The sequence below is a fragment of the Nocardiopsis algeriensis genome, assembly GCF_014203695.1.
Classification (GTDB): Bacteria; Actinomycetota; Actinomycetes; order Streptosporangiales; family Streptosporangiaceae; genus Nocardiopsis; species Nocardiopsis algeriensis.
Window position 1 is genome coordinate 1 of sequence record NZ_JACHJO010000005.1, and the last position, 17,725, is coordinate 17,725.

Sequence of the window (17,725 nt, forward strand, 5' to 3'; positions counted from 1 at the left end):
ATCGCCCAGCTCAAGCAGTGGGCCATCCTGCGCCGCCTGCGCTGCTGCCCCAACCGGGCCGGCCAGATCACCCGCGCTGTGCTGATCCTTCAGCTTCGAGAAGCAAGATGAAAAGGGCTCAGTACCTCGCCGTTACGGGAAGAGATGACCAGAGGCTTCAAGAGGCTCAATCCGGGATCGATCTCGCGGCCTCCTACGAGTTTTACTACCTAGCCGGCTGCTTCAACGGAAGAGCCGGAATCCTGTCCTATCTTGCGCAGGCCATACGCCTGCGTCCTGATGGTGTGCTGGAAGCGACGGCCCGGAGACTGGTGGAGAGCCTTTCCCTCTACGCGGGTGTGCACGAGGGGCGTGTGGTGTTTGCAGGCAACCATCTTCTGAGGCTTTCCGCGGACCTGGCAACCGGTTCTGCCGGAGTCCTTTTGGCGCTCAATGCCTGGTCAGGCGGGCAAGGTCTTCCTTTCCTCAAGTAGCAAGCACAAATAAAGCTTCCGGGCACGGTGCCCGGAGCGGGTCGAACGACCCGTGTCGAAGGCGCTTCGCCTTCACTAAAGGAGAAAGAAAAATGAGCAAGATCCTGCAGATGCAGATGCTCGAGGCGGTCTCCTCCCCTGAGACCACGGGGCTCGTGAGCACGCTCAGCGTCGTTTCCCCCTGCCCCGGCTGGCCCTCCGCCCTCACTTGGGGAAACTGCTAATTCCTGTGTGACCGGGGGCTGAAGGCGCAAGGGCCTTCAGCCCCTTCGAGTGAGGCCGACCAGGCCGGGTGGGGGGAAAGACGATGGCGCGAGAGGTGAGAGCTGCGGACAAGTTGCTCTTGTCGTCGATCCGGGATTCCTATCTGCCGCTCACTTTGTATACGCTGGCCCGTTTGCTGGGTGCGGCGGCAGGGATCGCCCTGCCGCTTTCGATGGCTGCTGCGGTCGATGCTGTTGTCGACAGGGAGAGCGTAGAAGCTGCGATCGGCTTACTTGCCGCGGTCTCGGCCCTGCTCGTCCTTTGTGAGATGGCTGCGCTCCTCAGCGGTGCGTACTGCTCCGCGAGGGCCACTGCCCGACTGAGACAGCTCACGGCCCGGCGTCTGATGGCTGCGCGCCCCTCGGAGATCGAAACGGCGGATCGTGGTGGCCTCGCCATGGCGATCATTTCGGGTGCCCCCGAAGCCTCTGGAGCGCCCGTTGCCCTCGTGCAATCTGCTATCGCCGTGTTGACCGGGGTGGGTGCGATTGCCGTGCTCGGTTTCCTCGACATCTGGAGTTTGGTCGCCTATCTGGCCGTCGCTCCGCTGGGACTGCTGGTGGTACACCGTTTCATGGTCAGGGGCACCGCTGCCTCGCATGACTATCAACGTGCTCAGGCTCGGCTCGCAGGACACCTGATCAACAGTCTCAACGGTGCTCGGACCATAGCTGTGTCGAAGACCGCGGACCGTGAGATCGACAGGATCCTGGGGGGACTGGCGGATTTGGGCAAGGCCGGCCGGGCCTTCTGGGAGTCGATGGGGCGTGCGTCGAAGGGCGGCGAATTTCTCGTCCCCCTGCTCCAGGCGGTGGTTCTGGCTGTGGCTGGAATCGGAGTCGCCGGGGGGAGACTGACCCCCGGAGTGTTGGCTGCAGTGGTGCTCTACGCCGCTCAGGGCCTCGCCGTCTTCGATCAGGTGGGTGTCATCTCTGCGATTGCCCGGGCCCGGGCCGGAGCACGACAAGTCGCCTCGGTCGTCTCGCGCTCCCCCATCCGGTACGGGGACCTGGAACCGGGGGAGCATATGGGTGAACTGAGGTTGGAATCCGTCACAGTGTACGGCAAGGACGGCCGACCCGTACTGGATAGCGCAAGTTTGGTCGTTCCGCGGGGCACTGTTGTCGCCGTTGTGGGGGACGCTGCGGCTACGCGGTGCATTTGCTGGCTGGCAGCACGTCTGACAGATCCCGACCACGGTCGGGTGTACCTGAGCGGAGTCGACCTGCGTGAGTTGAGCGAGAAGTACCTCAGGTCGGTTGTTGGATTTGCGCCCACCACTCCCCACCTCTTCGGTGAAACGCTTGCCGATGCCGTGAGTTCGGGAAGAAAAGGTGGGAGTGAACGACTCACCGAGGCTGCAAAGAGTGCAGGGATCGCTGAATACGTTTCTCACCTTCCCGGGGGGTGGCGAACCCCTCTAGAAGATGTGGCTCTCTCGGACGGTGAGAGACAGCGCCTGGGTATGGCCCGCGCATTCTACGGACGCCCCTGCCTGCTCGTCGCAGAGGACGTCACCTCGAACCTGGACACCGTGACCGAAAGGCTTGTACAGGGCGCGCTGACCACACCACTGGGAAGCGGATCCAGATTGCTCGCGACCAGGCGCAGAGCTGTGGCGGAGCGGTGTGACCTGGTGGTATGGGTCAGCGACGCGCGAATCCGTGCGGTTGGTACACACGCGGAACTGTGTGAGAGCCCTGGTTACCGCGCAGCCTTGGTGAGCACCGGCGGTGCGGAAGGAGAGAACACCGTCATGACGGCTGGAGAGCTGTGGTGAATCCCGTTGCGAATTACCTGGGTGACCTGCGATCGCACTGGCGGCGGATTCTCGTTCTCCTGGGATGGTCGACTCTGCAAGCCCTGCCGGTGTTCGCCACCGGCCGCCTGGTGACTATTGCTATTGACGAGGGCTTTCTCTCCGGTCGGCCTGTACTCGGGTTGCTGGTGGCCGCACTGATTCCTATATTCGCACTGGTGGGAGCGGCCGCCGCACATCTAGTTTTTCGGAGCCTGGCTGAGATCGTTGAGCCAATCAGAGACGCTATGGTCCGACGGATCGTCACCGAAGCGGTCGAAACTGTGGCAGCCGATCCCCGGACTGCGCGTGTGAGTCGTTCCTTGGCACGGATCACCAGGCAGACCGAAGCTGTGCGGGGGGTCACGGCAGGAGTGCTGGTCGAGACCGCGTCCATGGCTGTCACCATCGTTGCTGTCGCGGCAGGGCTTGCCCTACTGGCCGGAGAAGTCTTTGCCCTGGTGGTGCTCCCAGTGGTGGCTTCCCTGGTATTGCTGGTCATGGCCCTGGGGAGGTTGATGAGGCGGCAGGACAGGGTGTATCGCCTGGAAGAGGAGCTCTCGGTCGAGGTCGATCACGGGGTCATGGCTTTTCGCGACATTGCAGCTCAGGGGCGTGGTACGCATACGGCGGACGAATTGGCTGCGCTTGCCTTTCGCCAAGCGGCGTTCGAAGTGGCGGTCGCCCGGGCGGGCACAATGAGAGGCCTGGTGGTCGGGGTCGGTGGATATTTCCCGTTGGTCCTCGTCCTGATATGTGCGGTTCCTCTGCTTGACCGAGGTTTGAGCCCCGGTGAACTGCTTGGGGCGTTGACCTATGTTTCGACGGGGCTGATTCCGGCCCTGAGATCCTTTGTCGGGGTCGCGGGCGATGCTCTGCCGCGTTTGGTCACCGCGCTCCGCCGTAGCGGAAGTACCCAGCTCACCCGCCCTGACATGATCGAGTTGCCGAGGGCGGCCCCCTGCGAACTGCTGCACGGACGTGCCGTTCTGTTCGAGTCGGTGACCTTCGCCTACGGTGAGGGCGCGCCGCTCTTCCGCGGCTTGGATCTGGCCTTTGCCGCAGGGGAACATATAGCGGTTGTGGGGCCCAGCGGTGCGGGCAAATCAACTCTTGTTGATCTCATGTGCGGAGTGCGGGAACCGACCGGAGGCCGGGTACTCGTCAGCGGAGTACCTCCAAGAGAAAACAGACATGTCGCTGTTCTCCCCCAGGAAGGCTATGTCTTCGATGCGACGCTGCGGGAGAACCTGGGATACCTCGCGAAAGGTACCGTCGACGACGACGAGGCGGCTCGAGTGATCGAAGCATTGGGAGCGGCCGCTCTCATTGACCCTGTGGAGGGTTTGGACGCACGAGTCGACCCGCGTTCATTGTCACCCGGGGAGCGCCAACTGATCTCACTGGTGCGACTGGCGTTGTCGGAAGCAAGTGTGGTGATTCTGGACGAGGCGACAAGCCATCTCAGCCCCGCGGTGGACGCGCGGATAGAGCGGCTCCTTCATAACCAGGGCCGCACATTGATTGTGGTGGCCCACCGTTTGGATGTGGTGCATCGAGCCGATCGAGTGGTGCTGGTGGACACGGTGGGGACCAAAGCAGGTACACACGAGAAGTTATTGGCTTCCTCGCAGGTCTACCGAGACCTGTTGGGGGATTCAGCTTCTGCCCAGGACTGCTGAATTCGCAGCTGGACTCTGGCACATGTGTTGTGACACAGCCAGAAAGGCTCGATAGGGCTGCCGCAGGCCGTTTTCCGGTGGGACATTGCTTCGTTCACCGGGAAGTATTCGCTTCGATTGAAATCTACATGGTTCGCAACCTTCGCATCGCAGAGCTCCCTTTGTGCCTGAGGTGCCCAAAGCCAGCGTGCCCAAGGGCGGGCCTAGGTGTGATGACCGCAGAGGTGAAGAACAGCCCGGCAGTGGCTTGACAACAAGAGAGGGCCTCCGACATAGGTGTGGATTGCTCAGATCAACACCTGAAGAAGGTCAGAAGGACCTCGATGTCCCACACTACCCATGCCAATGCCTGCCTCGCACCCACCGGACGCCTGGCCCTGGCCCGCTGCGTGGTCGAGGACGGCTGGCCGCTCAGGCGTGCCGCCGAACGCTTCCAGGTAGCGGTCACCACCGCCAAACGCTGGGCCGACCGCTACCGCACCCCGGGCCAGGCCGGGATGAGCGATTGTTCCAGCCGCCCCCGCCCCGGCGAGCTGGTGCACGTCGACATCAAAAAACTCGGCAACATCCCCGACGGCGGCGGGCACCGGGTGGTGGGCCGACATGCGGGGATACGCAACAAACAGGCCAAACAGCAGCTTGGGCAGCTGCTGGACCACGACGGAGAAGGGACATGGAGGTAACTCCCCAAGGCATGACGAGGGCACCGAACGGCGCGTGGACGGGACAGCACGGTCGGGTGCTGTCCGGCCAGTCTCGGCGGGGAGCCGCGTGATGAGAGAAGTGGAAAGCGGAAGGTCTGAGGCCTACCGCGCAGGCTCCTGGTACCAGACGGGCCGAGCGATCGGGCGCACGGCGGTGGTGTGCATCGAGGTCCTTTCGAGTGCTGGTCGTGCTTTGCGGGTGGACAGGGGGCCGGAGGTCCGGTGAGGAGCACGTTGCGGGGAAATCACTTGGGAAGCGATGGGTTTTCCAACAGCTGTCCGGGACGTGGTGTGTGGGAAGATTCTGCCTTGCCCAGGGAAGTGAGCACACACCGCGATCGCGCACCTGATCGATTGCGAAGGGACACCCCAGGGCCCATACGAGCCGGAGGGCGACGTCAGCGTAGCCCGCAGGGTGGGGACCCATGCGGCTATTCCCAGCAGCCCACCATGCTCTGTTGGCCGACCCCGCTCCGCCCCAGAAGCGCTGGACCCACCGTGGTGTCCTGGTGCGGTGTCACGCCTTGTCGCCTGGGCCCTGCGGTGCCGGGCCGGGGGCCGGAGCCTCGTACAGTGGGAATTTCACCCCGGGCACAGGAGATCCCTGGTGTCCCGGGACCACGTATGTCCCGCCTCGGCGGGGACGACCGGAGGGAAACCCTTGTACCTGGCCCGCATCAACCTCGACCCCAAGCGCAGCGCCGGCATGGACCAGTGGGCGGCCATGGGGCGGGCCGTACGCAGGGCGGTCGATCCCGACGAGTCCGGCACCCGTGTGCTGTGGGCGCGTACCTCGCCGAACACGCTGGTGGTCAGCTCCGACACCGCCCCGGCCTGGGGCAAGGTCCCCGGGGCGGTCTCCGCCGCCATCCACCCGATGCCGCGCCACCCCGAGGGCGAGACCGTCCGCTGGGAGCTCATCACCGCACCCACCGGGCAGCGCCGGGCGGAGTCCGGCGAGGAGGAGCAGCGCCCGCGCGGCAAGCGGACCCTCCTCGCGGAGGAGGAGTTCGAGGACTGGCTGCACGGCAAGTTCGCGGGTGCGCTGGACCTCACCTCGGTCAAGTGGAAGCGCCTGGGCGGCAGGCCCGCCCGGTACCACTTCACCGGGGAGGCCGTGGTGCGGGACAGCGAGGCGCTCCAGGAGCTGTGCCTGAGCGGTATCGGCGCGGGCACGGCCACGGGGGCCGGACTCCTCCTCACCAGTTCGATCGCCTAGGCGGCGGCGCCGAACCACGTCGGCAGGTGGGCGAGCAGGTCCTGCTGGTCCCCGCCGACCCAGGCCACGTGGCCGTCGGGGCGCAGCAGCACGGCGGGCACGTCCGGTTCCCCGCTGTCGTCGACGACGTGGTCGACCCGGTCGCTCCAGCCCTCCACCGAGAGCCGGCCGGTCCGGTCGAGGAGCAGTCCGCGGCCGCTGCGCAGCAGCTCGTAGAGACGTCCCTGCCTCAGGGGGACGTCGCGCAGCCGGCTGCCGAGCAGCTCGTGCCCCTCTCCGAGGTCGTAGCGGACCCCGACCGCGGTGATCTTCTCCATGAGGCGCCGGTTCACCTCCTCGATGTCCATCAGTTCCGACAGCAGGCCGCGCATCGCCCGGGGCCCCGGTTCGGGTGTCATCAGCAGCATCTGCGCGCGGGTGTTCTCCAGGACGCCGGCGGCCACCGGGCGGCGTTCGGCCTGGTAGGTGTCCAGCAGCCCTTCCGGTGCCCAGCCGGCGATCTCGGCGGCCAGCTTCCAGCCGAGGTTGAACGCGTCCTGGACGCCGAGGTTGAGCCCCTGCCCGCCGGTGGGCGGGTGGATGTGCGCGGCGTCGCCGGCCAGGAGCACCCGGCCGGCGCGGTAGTGCTCGGCCAGCCGGGTGGCATCGCCGAAGCGGGAGAGCCAGCGGGGTGAGTGCACACCGAAGTCGGTGCCGGCGAGTGCCCGCAGCCGCTGCCGGAACTCGTCGAGGGTCGGCCCGGCCGTGCGGTCCTCGGCCACCCCCTCGGCGGGCGCGATGACGCGGTACAGCCCCTCCCCGAGGGGAGCGACACCGAACCGCTGGTGGGTCTTGCCGACCTCGGCGACCACGGCCTCCACCTCCTCCAGGGGCCGGCCCAGCTCCATCTCGCCCAGCAGGGTCTCGTTCGTGCCGGGTTCGCCGGGGAAGCCGATGCCGAGCAGCTTGCGCACCGTGCTGCGGCCGCCGTCGCAGCCCACGAGGTGGCGCGAGCGCAGCTGCGTGCCGTCGGCGAGTTCGGCGGTCACACCGTGTTCGTCCTGGCTCAGGCCGGTCAGTGCGCAGCCGCGGCGGATCTCGGCGCCGAGGTCGGCGGCGTGCTCGGCGAGCAGGCGCTCGGTGAGGGGCTGCGGGATGGCGAGGATGTAGGGGTGCGCGGTGTCGAGGCTGTCGGGCCAGGGCTTGGTGATGCCGGCGAAGAAGCCGCCGACCACGAACTTCTCGCCCAGTTCCAGGAAACGCTCGAGCAGACCGCGCTGGTCCATCAACTCGATGCTGCGCACGTGCAGGCCGCCGGCGCGCGCGTGGGAAGTGGGCTCCTCCTGCCTCTCCAGGACGAGCGCGTGCACGCCGCGCAGCCGCAGTTCTGCGGCCAGCATCAGTCCGGTCGGTCCTGCCCCGACCACAATGACGTCAATCATGGGATCCCCCGTTCCTCGACATCGAATTTCCGCGGCCGCATCGCTTTTTCCCTTGGTGTTCCGGTACTTCTGTGCATGTGGTGCGCCGAAAGGGAAAAGGCATGTCGCGCAGCGCGGATGTGCACGCTGCGCGGCCGTGGAAGTCGATTCTGCGGCATGCCCGGGGGCTTGCCGCAAGCCCCCGGGTGCGATATATATTGAAAATGGCGGGAGATGTTTTTTCTCGCCTTCCCGTATCCGGATCCTCAGCTGAAGAGCAGGAGGAAACGGGGGGAGTAGGCCAAGGGGAACAGGACCGTGATCGGCACCGCCGTTCCCAGCGCGGCCGCGACGCCGGCAAGAGCGGGGGAGTTCCGCAGGACCCCCCAGGCGGTGAGGGCGACCCCCGCCGCGATGGAGCAGGCCCAGTAGGCGGGCGGGGTCGTGTCGGCGATGTGGAGGAGTCCGTACACGCCCTCCCCGGCGAGCACGCCGCCCATGAGGCCCGCCGCCGCGGGGGCGAAGCGGCTCCGGGTGCGAACGGCGTTGCCGGCCAGGCCCAGGAGGGGCCCCGCCGTGGCGGCGGCGGCCAGCCAGAACAGCGTCTGCCCCGAGGAGGGGGAGTGGCCGCGCACGAGCGAGGCGATGTCGTAGCCCGCCAGCATGGCCGCCAGGGACAGCACTCCGATGAGGCACGAGACCCACGGCCTGCGGGAGAGAAGGGCGAGCAGGAAGGCGGCCAGGCTCCAGGAACCCGACGAATTGGCCAGCGGGGACAGCGCGTGGGGAAGCAGGCCCTGGGCGAACGCGGTCGCGAAGCCGATCAGGAGCGCTGCGCAGACGGCGATGCCCAACTGCGCCGCCGGGTGCGCGATGAGCGGTGCGGGGCGTTCGAGGGCCGGTGCGGGGATGCGGGTTCTCTTCACACAGGCACCAACGCGCCGAGCACCGCCCGTGGTTCTTGTTCCGGCCGGGATCACAGGGGGCGCAGCCAGGCGCGGGCGCCGGCGCGCACGGCCTCGGTGACGCGGTCCAGGACGGGGGAGCGCAGGTTCCAGCGCTGCCAGTACAGGCGCACCTCGACCGGATGGTCGGGGGCCAGGGCGACGAGGCGCCCGCTCTCCAGTCCGGCGCGGCACTGCTGTTCGGGGACGGCGCCCCAGCCGAGGCCGAGGGCGACCGCGCGGGCGAAGTCCTCCGACGCGGGGACGTAGTGGCGCGGACCCGCCGGCTCACGTCCGGTGAAATCCCGTACGAACCGGTCCTGGAGCTCGTCGCGGCGGTCGAAGTGCACCACCGGCGCGCCGGCCAGCATGCCGGGGTCGCCGCGTCCGCCCAGGTGGCGCTCGTCGAACTCGGGGGTGCACACCGCCTGGTAGCGCAGAGTGCCCAGTCCTTCGACGGAGCAGCCCTGCACCGCGTCGGGGGCGGAGGTGACGGCGGCCATCACGGTGCCCGAGCGCAGCAGGGAGACGGTGTGCTCCTCGTCCTCGCGGTGGAGCTCGAACACGGCGCCCAGTTCGTCGGGCAGGTCGGCCAGCGCGTCCAGGAACCAGGTGGCCAGGCTGTCGGCGTTGACCGCCAGCGGTACGGGGATCCGGCCGCGCTCGTCCTCGCCCCGGCGGAGTTCGGCCAGGACGTCCCCGTCGAGCAGCAGCACCTGGCGGGCGTGGCGCAGCACGACCTCCCCCGCCGGGGTGGCGGTGACCGGGTTCGTGCGCCGGACCAGGACCTTTCCCGCGGTCTGCTCCAGCGCCCGCACCCGCTGGGACACCGCCGAGGAGGTCACGTGCAGCCGCCGTGCGGCGGCCTCGAAGGTGCCCTCCTCCACCAGGGCGGCGAGGGTGCGCAGGTGGTCGAACTGGAACGGCATCTTCAGCCCTTCTGAAGTATCTGAAGAAACTTTAGCTGTACTTATGGGTGCGCGGAGTTCTAACGTGCCCTCCTGTGAACGCAACGCTTGTCCCCGCTCTGCTCGGCCTCGGGACCGGGCTGGCCCTCATCGTGGCGATCGGTGCCCAGAACGCCTTCGTGCTGCGGCTGGGCATCGACGGCCGCTCGGGCACGGTCCTGTCCGTCGTGCTGGTCTGCGCGGTGTCCGACGCCCTGCTCATCACCGCCGGTGTCCTCGGAGTGGGCGCCGTGGTCGAGGCGGTGCCCCGGGCGGTCGCGGCGGTCCGCCTCCTGGGCGCCGCCTTCCTGCTCGTGTACGGTCTGGCGGCGGCGCGCCGCGTGCTGCGCCCGGGCACCTTGGAGGCCGCCGGGACCGCCGCGGGCGGGGCCGCCGCCGTGGCCACGGCGGCGGCGCTGACCTGGCTCAACCCGCACGTGTACCTCGACACCGTGGTCCTGCTGGGCTCCCTGGCCAACCAGCACGGCGATGTGCGCTGGTGGTGGGCCGCGGGGGCGGTCTGCGCCAGCTTCCTGTGGTTCTTCGCCCTGGGGTTCGGCGCCCGCCTGCTGCGCCCGCTCTTCGCCCGTCCGGGCTCCTGGCGGGTCCTCGACGCACTCGTCGCCGCCGTCATGCTCGCTCTGGGGGTGCGGCTGCTCCTGGGGACGTGAGATACGGCGCGGCGGGGCCGGAGGCGGTCGGTGGCAGGGCGCGGGGAGAAGGCCGGCCCTTGCGCGGGCCGTACGGGCGAAGGGCCGCCCGGTGGGGAAGCCCGGGCGGCCCTTCTGCGTACGGTGCGGATCAGGTGCCCTTGGCGGCGGGTGCGGGCTCCTCGGCCGGGGCGGCGGGCATGTCGATGCTGTCGCGCAGCTGGACCCTGGGCAGGAAGAGGGCCACGACCGCGCCGACCACGGCGATGCCGACGGCGACCAGGAACAGGTCACCGGTGGCGGTTCCGTAGGAGGCCTCGACGATCTCGCGGGCGAAGGCCGGCATGGCCTCCAGGTTGAGGGTTCCCGTGTCGGCCGCCGCGGCGCCCGAGGGGTCCACGCCGGCGGCGGCCATACCGTCGGCGATCTCGGTCGAGACGCGGTTGGCCAGGAAGGCGCCCAGGACGGAGACGCCGATGGTGCCGCCCAGGGAGCGGAAGAAGGCCACCGCGCCGCTGGCCGCGCCGAGCTCGCGCAGCGGGACCGAGTTCTGCACCACCAGCACCAGGTTCTGCATGGACATGCCCACGCCGGTGCCCATCAGAAGCATGCCGATGGCCACGACCGGCAGCGGGGTCGCCTCGTCCAGGAAGGACAGGACGGCGAAGCCGGAGACCAGGACCGCCATCCCGGTGACGACGTAGGACTTGACCCGGCCCGAGCGCGAGACCATGCGTCCCGAGACGGTGGAGGAGACCAGCACGCCCAGCATGAGCGGTGTGGTCAGCAGGCCCGCGGCGGTGGGTGAGTAGCCGCGGGAGAGCTGGAAGTACTGGCCCAGGAACACGGCACCGCCGAACATCGCCATGCCCACCGCGGCGCTGGCGACAATGGCGATTGCGCTCTCACGGCGCATGACCAGGTGCAGCGGGATGACGGGTTCGGACACCCGGGACTCCACCCACACGGCCAGGCCGAGCAGGACGACACTGGCGCCGACCATGGCGGCGCTCTGCCAGGAGACCCAGGCGAAGCTGCCCCCGACGAAGGTCACCCACAGCAGCAGGAGGCTGACGCCCGAGGCGATGAGTACGGCTCCGGGGTAGTCCACCTTGGTGCCGGGCCGGCGGACGTCCTCCAGGTGCAGGGTGCGGCTGAGCACGACGAAGGCCAGGAGCATGAACGGCACGCCGATGAGGAAGCACCAGCGCCAGCCGCCCCACGGGATCTCGGCGAGTGCACCGCCCACCAGAGGACCACCCACGGTGGCGATGCCCATGATGCCGCCGATGTAGCCGTTGAGGCGGCCGCGGTCCTTGGGACTGACGAGGGAGCCGATGATCACCTGGACCAGGACCTGCGAGGCGCCCATGCCCAGGCCCTGGATCGCACGGAAGGCGATGAGCTGGCCGGTGGTCTGGGCGAGGCCGCACAGCAGCGAGGCGACGATGAACAGCACGACCGACACCTGGAGCAGCAGCTTCTTGTCGAAGAGGTCGGCGAGCTTGCCCCAGATGGGTGTGGAGGCGGTCGAGGCCAGCAGGGCGGCGGTGACCACCCACGTGTACTGGGCCTGGGTGCCGTTCAACGAGCCCACGATCTGGGGCAGGGCGACCGAGACGATCGTGCCGCTGAGCATGGTGACGCCCAGCACGGTGAAGAGCCCGACCAGCGAGCGTTTGACGGCGGGCCACTCGGGTGCTGGCGAAGGAGGTGCGCTCAAAGAAACCTCTGCGAAGGAAAGCCGGGAAAGGTAAACGTAGTTGACCTGTCGGCCAGTTTACATGCCCGCCAGGCAAACATGCCCAGTGGGCAAACTTGCACACTGTGTAGAATCCCACTGTGGACAGAACACCCGGGCTGCGCGAGCGCAAGAAGGAACAGACGAGGCGGGCGGTGCACGAGGCCGCCCTGCGTCTGGCCGTCGAGCGCGGCTTCGACAACGTGACCGTCGACGCGATCGCCGAGGCAGCCGACATCTCCCGACGCACCTTCTCCAACTACTTCGCCGGCAAGGAGGACGCCGTCCTCTACGCGGGGGAGCAGCGCATCGCCGACCTCGTCGGCGCCCTGCACGACCGGCCCGCCGACGAGCCCGCGTGGACCGCGCTGCGCGCCGCGGCCCGGGCCCTCTACGGCGCCGAGTCCCCCTCCTCCGACCGGGAGTGGGCCCAGCGCACCCGCATGGTCCACCAGCACCCTTCGCTGCTGGCCCGCCAGCTCGCCAACCAGCACACGCTCTCGCGCGACCTGGAGGCCGCCGTCAAGGGGCGCGCACTGCCGGCCGGGACGTCCCGGCCCGCGCTGCTGGTGGCCGCATTCCTGTCGGGACTGCGCATCGCCCTGAGCGAGTGGACCGAGGCCCAGGACGACCGCCTGCTGATCGATGTGGTCGAGGAGGCCCTGGACGAGGTGGAGAAGCCCTTCGGCACATGATGCGGGTCCGCCGCGGGTGAGGCGGGCGCCGGCGGGGCAGGACCGGAACCATGGACGACCCAGCACTCTCCCTGCTGCCCCTGAGCACCGGCCCCGAGGAGGGCGAGCGCGCCGCCCGGGTGGCGCTGCTGCCCGTGGGCAGCCTCGAACAGCACGGACCCCACCTGCCCCTGGTCACCGACACCGTCGTCGCCTGCGCCCTGGCCGCTGAACTGGCCCGCGCCCACTCCGCGCGGCTGCTGCCCCCGGTCGCGTTCGGCTGCTCCCACGAGCACGCCGCCTGGCCCGGCACGGTGAGCATCTCGGCGGGAACACTGGCGGCCGTGGTCGAGGACATCGCCGCCTCCCTCGGTGAGACCCGCCTCGTTCTCGTCAACGGCCACGGCGGCAACCACGTTCTGGCCAACACCGTCCAGGCCTCCGGGGGGCGTATGGCCCTCTACCCCGGTCCGGCCGACTGGGAGGCGGCCCGCGTCGCGGCGGGGATGGCCACCGACAACGAGCGCGACATGCACGCCGGAGAGCTGGAGACCTCCGTGCTGCTGCACGTGCGGCCCGACCTGGTCCGACCCGGCCACGAGAAGGCCGATCACCTCACCGGCGAACGCGAGCACCTGCTCACCCTGGGGCTGGCCGCCTACACCGAGTCCGGGGTGGTGGGCCTGCCCTCCCTGGCCACGGCCGCCAAGGGGCGCGACCTCCTGGCCTTCCTCACCGAGCGCTTCGCCGGGCATCTCGCGGCACTGGACCGGGCCCGCTGAGGGGCGTCCGGCTCCCGCCCGCCGCGAGCGGTGCTCCGGCGGGCGTCGCGCCCCGCCCCCGGTCGGACGCACCGGCCCGCGGGGTCACCGGGGCGGGGCGAAGCCGGGAGGCAGGAGCAGCAGGTCGTCGTGGTGGACGGCGGCCGACAGGCGGCCCGCGGCCAGATCGGCCAGGCGCCGCTCCAGATAGGCCTCCGCAGGCAGGAACGGGGCCTGGGCGGCCGCGGCGCCCACCCATCCGCGCAGCCAGGCCTCGGTCAGCTCCGCCCGGGTCGCGTCCAGCCGCCACGGGCTGGGAAAGGCCAGGCAGCGGTAGCCGCGGCCGGCGAAGGCGTCGGCCGCCGCCGCGACGGCGTCCGGCCCGAGGAGCCCGCCGCGCCGCTGGTGGCCGTTGAAGGCCTCGCCGAACACGTGGTCCAGCGGGTCGGAGGGCGAGAGCTCCACCCGGCCCGTCACCGAGAGCGTGAACAGTGCGGGGCAGCCGACCGCGGCGACCGAGTCGGCCACCGCTGCCACGGTGTCCCCGGTGAGCATGTCCAGCAGGGCCGAGGCCGCCACCAGCGTCGCCCCCTCCAGGTCCCGGGGGCGCAGGTCGGCCAGGTCGAGCAGCCGGGTCTCGACCGTGTCGGCCGGCACGCTCGTGCGGGCCGCCTCCAGCAGCACCGGGTCGTGGTCGAACAGGATCCAGTGCCGCGCCCCGGGCAGGCGAGGGGCCAGCCAGCGGCCCAGCGAGCCCGTGCCGCACCCCAGGTCGGCGACGGTCCGGCCGTGCCCGCGCAGCAGCGCGACCGGACGTGCGGCGCGGGCTCGGGCGTCGGCGCCCTCGCGCATCGCCAGCCATTCGGGAGTGAAGGCTCCGGCCCCGCTCAACGGGTCTCCTCCCGGTCGAGGAGGGCGGCCGTCTCCCGAGCCGCCTCCTCCCAGCCGGTCAGGTCCTCCCGGCGCAGCAGGGCCGACCGCCGGAGCCGGGCGCGCAGCCGTCCGTCGGTGAGCCAGCGGCGCAGCTCCCGCGCCAGGGCGGCGGGGTCGCCGGGAGGCACGAGCATTCCCGGGAGGGACCCCTCCCGGTCGCGGCCGAGGGCCTCGGGTACCCCGCCCACACGGGAGGTCAGGACGGGGAGGCCGCGGGCCAGCGCCTCGGTGATCACCATGCCGTAGGTCTCACCGTGGGTGGGGAGCACGAACAGGTCGGCGCCGGCGTAGGCGTCCTCCAGGGCTGCGGGGGTGAGCGTCCCGGGGAAGGAGACCCGTCCGCCGATGCCCAGGCGGCGGGCCTGTTCCCTCAGCAGCGAGGCTCGGGAACCGCCGCTTCCCGAGAGGGAGGCGGACAGGCCGCCGTCGGGTCCGGCGCACACGCAGCTCCAGGGCAGGTCGGCGGCCGAGGCGAGTGCCTCCAGCAGCACCTCGTGCCCCTTGTGGCGGCTCAGCGAGGCCACGCACAGCAATCGGGAGCCGTCGCCCGGTGCTGCGGCGGGGGCCGGGTCGGTGCCCGGGACGACCACCGCCGGGAGTTCCAGGCCGTGGCGGCGGGCCAGGTGGCGGGCCGCCCAGCCGCTGGTGGCCACCACGGTGCGCGCGCACTCCAGGGCCGCGCGCTCCAGCGTGTCCAGTTCGGCGGCCTCGGCGGGGTCGTGCGCCCCTTCGGCCAGGGGCAGGTGCACGATCACGGCCAGGTGCAGCCGGGCCGCGTGGGGGTGCAGTACCTGGGGGACGCCGCAGGCCACGAGCCCGTCGAGCAGGACCGCTGCCCCGTCGGGCTGCGCGGCCAGCAGGTGCTGCAGTGCGGCGGTCCCTTCGGGGCCCGGTCGGGGCCAGGCCCCGGGCAGCTCTCTGCGGTGCACCGGTCGGCCCAGTTGCGTGAGCGCCTCGGCCAGGCGGCGGTCGTAGGTGTTGCCGCCGCTGGGCACGGTGTCCGGCGGGACCGCGAAGACCGTCACAGGTCGCGTTCGTAGCTCGCCCACGCCACGTGGGACTCGTGCAGTGTCACCGCGACGGAGCACAGCCCGGCCGCGTGGTCGCCGAGCCGTTCCACCAGGCGGTCGGCCACCTCCTTTGCCAGGAACTCGGTGGTGGTGTTGACACCGGCGAAGTCGGGTTCCTCGTCCAGGTTGCGGTAGTTGAGTCCGGCCACCACCTCGCCCAGCGCGCCGGTGGCCATGCCGATGTCCACCACGACGCCGTTCTCGTCGAGTTCGCGGCGGCGCAGGGTCGCGTCCACCACGAACGTGGCGCCGTGCAGTTTCTGGGCGGGTCCGAAGACCTCGCCGCGGAAGCTGTGCGCCACCATCAGGTGGTCGCGGACGGTCACACTGAACATCTCGCTCCTCTCAGGGGTAGGTGATGCGGTGGCACAGCGCGGGCAGGGTGCCGTCGGAGAGCCGGGGCAGCACCTCGGGCAGCTCCTCGAAGAGACTCTCCCCGGTGAGGAGGGCGTCGAAGGCCGGGTCGGTGAGCAGCTCCAGCGCCAGTGCCAGTCGCTCGGCGTGGTCGTAGCGCGACCGGCGCGCGGGGGAGATCATCCCCACCTGGCTGGCCCGCACGGCCAGCCGGTGCGAGTGGAAGTCCTCGCCCAGGGGCAGTATCACCCTCCGGTCCCCGTACCAGCTCAGCTCCACGACCTCGCCCTCGGGGGCGAGCAGTTCCAGGGAGCGGGTCAGTCCCGCCTCGGTGGCGCTGGTGTGGAAGACCAGGTCGCAGTCGCCCTCGGCCTCGGAGGCGTGGGCGAACCGGGTGCCGATCCGCTCGGCGATCCGCGCGCGCTCGGGCACCACGTCCACCAGCTGCACCCGCACGCCGGGGATCTGCGAGACCAGCCGGGCCACGCAGCAGCCCACCATCCCGGCGCCCACGACGGCGACCCGGTCGCCCACCATCGGCGAGGCGTCCCACATCGCGTTGACGGCGGTCTCGACGATGCCCGCGAGCACCGCGCGCTCGGGCGGGACCCCCTCGGGCACGACCGACACGGCCGAGGCCGGGACGGTGAACAGCGTCTGGTGCGGGTACAGCGTGAAGACCGTCCGCCCCTCCAGGTGCGGCGGCCCCTCCTCCACGGTGCCGACGTTGAGGTAGCCGTACTTGAGCGGGGCGGGGAAGTCGCCCTCCTGGAACGGCGCCCGCATCACCTCGTACTGGTTGGGCGGCACCCCTCCGCCGAAGACGAGGGTCTCGGTGCCCCGGCTGATCCCCGAGTACAGCGTGCGCACCAGGACCTCGTCCGGCCCCGGGGCGGGCACACCGACCTCCCTGATCTCCCCCTCCCCGGGGGAGCGCACCCAGAACGCGCGTGCTGTTCGCTTCATCGTTCCCCTTTCCCGAGCGCGGTGCCCCGGCTCGGTGCCGCCGGGGAACCGCTCCCACCAGACTTGCAGACCTCGCGCGGGAAACCCCCGCAACCCCGCCGGTTCGCGACCGCCGCGGCGGGTCGGGAGCGGTGCCCGGAGCAAGGAGCGGCCGGCGTCGCTGCGCCGGGGGCGAGGAGGGAGGGTTCCGCGGCGACCGGTTCCTGGCCCGCCGGGGGCAGGGCGCGCGGTCCCTCCGGGCCCGCGCGCCGCCGGCCGGGGCCGGATCAGCCGCCGCCGAGGTGGGGCAGGTCGTGGCCCAGCCTGTCGCGCTTGGCGGTGAGATAGGGGCGGTTCTCCGTGCGCACCGGGGCCAGCAGGGGTGTGCGGGCCGCCACCTTGACCCCGTGCTCCTCCAGGGTGCGCACCTTGTCGGGGTTGTTGGTGAGCAGTCGCACCGAGTGCACGCCCAGGTGGTGCAGTACCCTCGCGGCGGGCGCGTAGTCGCGCGTGTCCACGGGCAGGCCCAGCTCGGTCGCGGAGTCCACCGTGTCCAGTCCGTGCGCGTCCTGCAGGACGAGTGTGCGCACCTTGTCCAGCAGGCCGATACCGCGGCCCTCGTGGCCGCGCAGGTAGACCAGCACGCCCCGGCCCTCGGTGCGGATCTCCTCCAGGGCCGCCTCCAGCTGGTCCCCGCATTCGCAGCGCAGCGCGCCGAAGACGTCACCCGTCACGCATTCGGAGTGCAACCGGACGGGGACCTCCTCCTCGTCGCGGACATCTCCGAGCACCATGGCCAGGTGCTCGGAGCGGTCCGCCGGGTCGCGGAAGGCCACCGCGCGGAAGGGTCCCCCGCGGGTGGCGACCTCCGCCTCCGCCACGTCCTCGGCATCCATGCCCCGGTCGCTCATACGCCCCCTCGGATCGGCTCTCGTCGTCGACGGGACATGGGACGGATGTGACCGCTCATGTACGTACGGCCGCGGAGGTCCGCACGACCTCGCCGCGAGTACAAGACCGGCCACAGCCGGAAGTGTGCTTCTTCAGGGTTGTCCCATCGACGGTCTAAGTGCCCGTTGCCCGTCCGCCGGGGCCGGGAAACCTTCCCCGGCCCCGGCGGCACCCGGTCGCCCGGGTCCGCTCGGGTGGGACCGCCCCCGTGTCGC

At 70.3% G+C, this 17,725-nt stretch carries 17 protein-coding genes and 2 pseudogenes; 10 read left to right on the top strand and 9 right to left on the bottom strand.

All coding sequences use genetic code 11. The features are described from left to right. The 7 genes and pseudogenes from FHS13_RS21350 to FHS13_RS08755 all read left to right on the top strand — a co-directional run. A pseudogene (locus tag FHS13_RS21350) lies at positions 1-111 on the top strand (IS5/IS1182 family transposase); the annotation flags it as partial. Further along, positions 108-473, top strand: coding sequence for a glycoside hydrolase family protein (locus FHS13_RS08735; RefSeq protein WP_184290307.1), 366 nt, complete (start codon positions 108-110; stop codon positions 471-473). The pseudogene FHS13_RS21350 and the gene FHS13_RS08735, both read left to right, overlap by 4 nt. 92 nt (positions 474-565) lie before the next feature. Next, the gene (locus FHS13_RS21690; protein WP_281388743.1) at positions 566-697 is read left to right on the top strand and encodes a hypothetical protein; all 132 of its coding nucleotides are present in this window, start codon (positions 566-568) and stop codon (positions 695-697) included. Positions 698-780: 83 nt separating this feature from the next. After that, entirely contained in the window at positions 781-2,517 is a 1,737-nt protein-coding gene (locus FHS13_RS08740; protein WP_184290309.1) for an ABC transporter transmembrane domain-containing protein, read from the top strand. Next, on the top strand, positions 2,511-4,217 hold the full coding sequence (locus tag FHS13_RS21855; protein ID WP_184290311.1) for an ATP-binding cassette domain-containing protein: 1,707 nt from the start codon (positions 2,511-2,513) through the stop codon (positions 4,215-4,217). The genes FHS13_RS08740 and FHS13_RS21855 overlap by 7 nt, the downstream gene beginning before the upstream one ends. A 323-nt stretch (positions 4,218-4,540) precedes the next feature. Next, positions 4,541-4,861 (top strand): annotated as a pseudogene (locus FHS13_RS08750) (leucine zipper domain-containing protein); the annotation flags it as partial. 721 nt (positions 4,862-5,582) lie between these two features. After that, positions 5,583-6,140, top strand: coding sequence for a type I-E CRISPR-associated protein Cas6/Cse3/CasE (locus FHS13_RS08755; RefSeq protein WP_184290313.1), 558 nt, complete (start codon positions 5,583-5,585; stop codon positions 6,138-6,140). On the opposite strand, the gene rox is transcribed toward FHS13_RS08755, so the two are convergent. The 3 genes from rox to FHS13_RS08770 all read right to left on the bottom strand — a co-directional run bounded on the left by rox (position 6,137) and on the right by FHS13_RS08770 (position 9,413). Beyond that, on the bottom strand, positions 6,137-7,561 hold the full coding sequence (gene rox / locus FHS13_RS08760; protein WP_184290315.1) for a rifampin monooxygenase: 1,425 nt from the start codon (positions 7,559-7,561) through the stop codon (positions 6,137-6,139). The two genes, FHS13_RS08755 and rox, sit on opposite strands and share 4 nt — an antisense overlap. A gap of 245 nt (positions 7,562-7,806) precedes the next feature. Beyond that, on the bottom strand, positions 7,807-8,466 hold the full coding sequence (locus FHS13_RS08765; RefSeq protein ID WP_343064956.1) for a DUF6518 family protein: 660 nt from the start codon (positions 8,464-8,466) through the stop codon (positions 7,807-7,809). 50 nt (positions 8,467-8,516) lie between these two features. Further along, complete coding sequence (locus tag FHS13_RS08770; RefSeq protein WP_184290317.1) at positions 8,517-9,413, bottom strand: LysR family transcriptional regulator ArgP; 897 nt, start codon at positions 9,411-9,413, stop codon at positions 8,517-8,519. 74 nt (positions 9,414-9,487) lie between these two features. Between FHS13_RS08770 and FHS13_RS08775 the strand changes: the two genes are divergently transcribed. Further along, a complete protein-coding gene (locus FHS13_RS08775; RefSeq protein WP_343064957.1) occupies positions 9,488-10,102 on the top strand; it encodes a LysE/ArgO family amino acid transporter in 615 nt (204 codons plus the stop codon). Between the two features lie 130 nt (positions 10,103-10,232). On the opposite strand, the gene FHS13_RS08780 is transcribed toward FHS13_RS08775, so the two are convergent. Continuing rightward, positions 10,233-11,804 (bottom strand): MFS transporter, encoded by a 1,572-nt coding sequence (locus tag FHS13_RS08780; protein ID WP_425491166.1) that lies wholly within the window; start codon positions 11,802-11,804, stop codon positions 10,233-10,235. A 119-nt stretch (positions 11,805-11,923) separates the two neighbouring features. On the opposite strand from FHS13_RS08780, the gene FHS13_RS08785 reads away from it, so the two are divergent. Both FHS13_RS08785 and FHS13_RS08790 read left to right on the top strand, forming a co-directional pair. Continuing rightward, the gene (locus FHS13_RS08785; RefSeq protein WP_184290319.1) at positions 11,924-12,517 is read left to right on the top strand and encodes a TetR family transcriptional regulator; all 594 of its coding nucleotides are present in this window, start codon (positions 11,924-11,926) and stop codon (positions 12,515-12,517) included. Between the two features lie 50 nt (positions 12,518-12,567). After that, the gene (locus tag FHS13_RS08790; protein WP_184290321.1) at positions 12,568-13,278 is read left to right on the top strand and encodes a creatininase family protein; all 711 of its coding nucleotides are present in this window, start codon (positions 12,568-12,570) and stop codon (positions 13,276-13,278) included. A gap of 84 nt (positions 13,279-13,362) precedes the next feature. Here FHS13_RS08790 and FHS13_RS08795 read toward each other — a convergent pair whose 3' ends face one another. The 5 genes from FHS13_RS08795 to ribA all read right to left on the bottom strand — a co-directional run bounded on the left by FHS13_RS08795 (position 13,363) and on the right by ribA (position 17,470). Further along, the gene (locus FHS13_RS08795; RefSeq protein WP_420221735.1) at positions 13,363-14,148 is read right to left on the bottom strand and encodes a class I SAM-dependent methyltransferase; all 786 of its coding nucleotides are present in this window, start codon (positions 14,146-14,148) and stop codon (positions 13,363-13,365) included. Continuing rightward, a complete protein-coding gene (locus FHS13_RS08800; protein WP_184290323.1) occupies positions 14,145-15,215 on the bottom strand; it encodes a glycosyltransferase in 1,071 nt (356 codons plus the stop codon). The genes FHS13_RS08795 and FHS13_RS08800 overlap by 4 nt, the downstream gene beginning before the upstream one ends. After that, a complete protein-coding gene (locus FHS13_RS08805; RefSeq protein WP_184290325.1) occupies positions 15,212-15,595 on the bottom strand; it encodes a 6-pyruvoyl trahydropterin synthase family protein in 384 nt (127 codons plus the stop codon). Before FHS13_RS08805 ends, FHS13_RS08800 begins: the two co-directional genes overlap by 4 nt. Before the next feature lie 10 nt (positions 15,596-15,605). Further along, a complete protein-coding gene (locus FHS13_RS08810) occupies positions 15,606-16,580 on the bottom strand; it encodes a zinc-dependent alcohol dehydrogenase (RefSeq protein WP_184290327.1) in 975 nt (324 codons plus the stop codon). Positions 16,581-16,846: 266 nt separating this feature from the next. After that, entirely contained in the window at positions 16,847-17,470 is a 624-nt protein-coding gene (ribA, locus tag FHS13_RS08815; RefSeq protein WP_184290329.1) for a GTP cyclohydrolase II, read from the bottom strand. Between the last annotated feature and the right edge of the window lie 255 nt (positions 17,471-17,725).

Bases quoted from the DNA above. Each gene is read 5' to 3' on its own strand.
- ribA (WP_184290329.1), bottom strand. From the start codon at position 17,470: ATGAGCGACCGGGGCATGGATGCCGAGGACGTGGCGGAGGCGGAGGTC.
- FHS13_RS08770 (WP_184290317.1), bottom strand. From the start codon at position 9,413: ATGCCGTTCCAGTTCGACCACCTGCGCACCCTCGCCGCCCTGGTGGAG.
- FHS13_RS21690 (WP_281388743.1), top strand. From the start codon at position 566: ATGAGCAAGATCCTGCAGATGCAGATGCTCGAGGCGGTCTCCTCCCCT.
- FHS13_RS08810 (WP_184290327.1), bottom strand. From the start codon at position 16,580: ATGAAGCGAACAGCACGCGCGTTCTGGGTGCGCTCCCCCGGGGAGGGG.
- FHS13_RS08805 (WP_184290325.1), bottom strand. From the start codon at position 15,595: ATGTTCAGTGTGACCGTCCGCGACCACCTGATGGTGGCGCACAGCTTC.
- FHS13_RS08790 (WP_184290321.1), top strand. From the start codon at position 12,568: ATGGACGACCCAGCACTCTCCCTGCTGCCCCTGAGCACCGGCCCCGAG.
- FHS13_RS08735 (WP_184290307.1), top strand. From the start codon at position 108: ATGAAAAGGGCTCAGTACCTCGCCGTTACGGGAAGAGATGACCAGAGG.
- FHS13_RS08740 (WP_184290309.1), top strand. From the start codon at position 781: ATGGCGCGAGAGGTGAGAGCTGCGGACAAGTTGCTCTTGTCGTCGATC.
- rox (WP_184290315.1), bottom strand. From the start codon at position 7,561: ATGATTGACGTCATTGTGGTCGGGGCAGGACCGACCGGACTGATGCTG.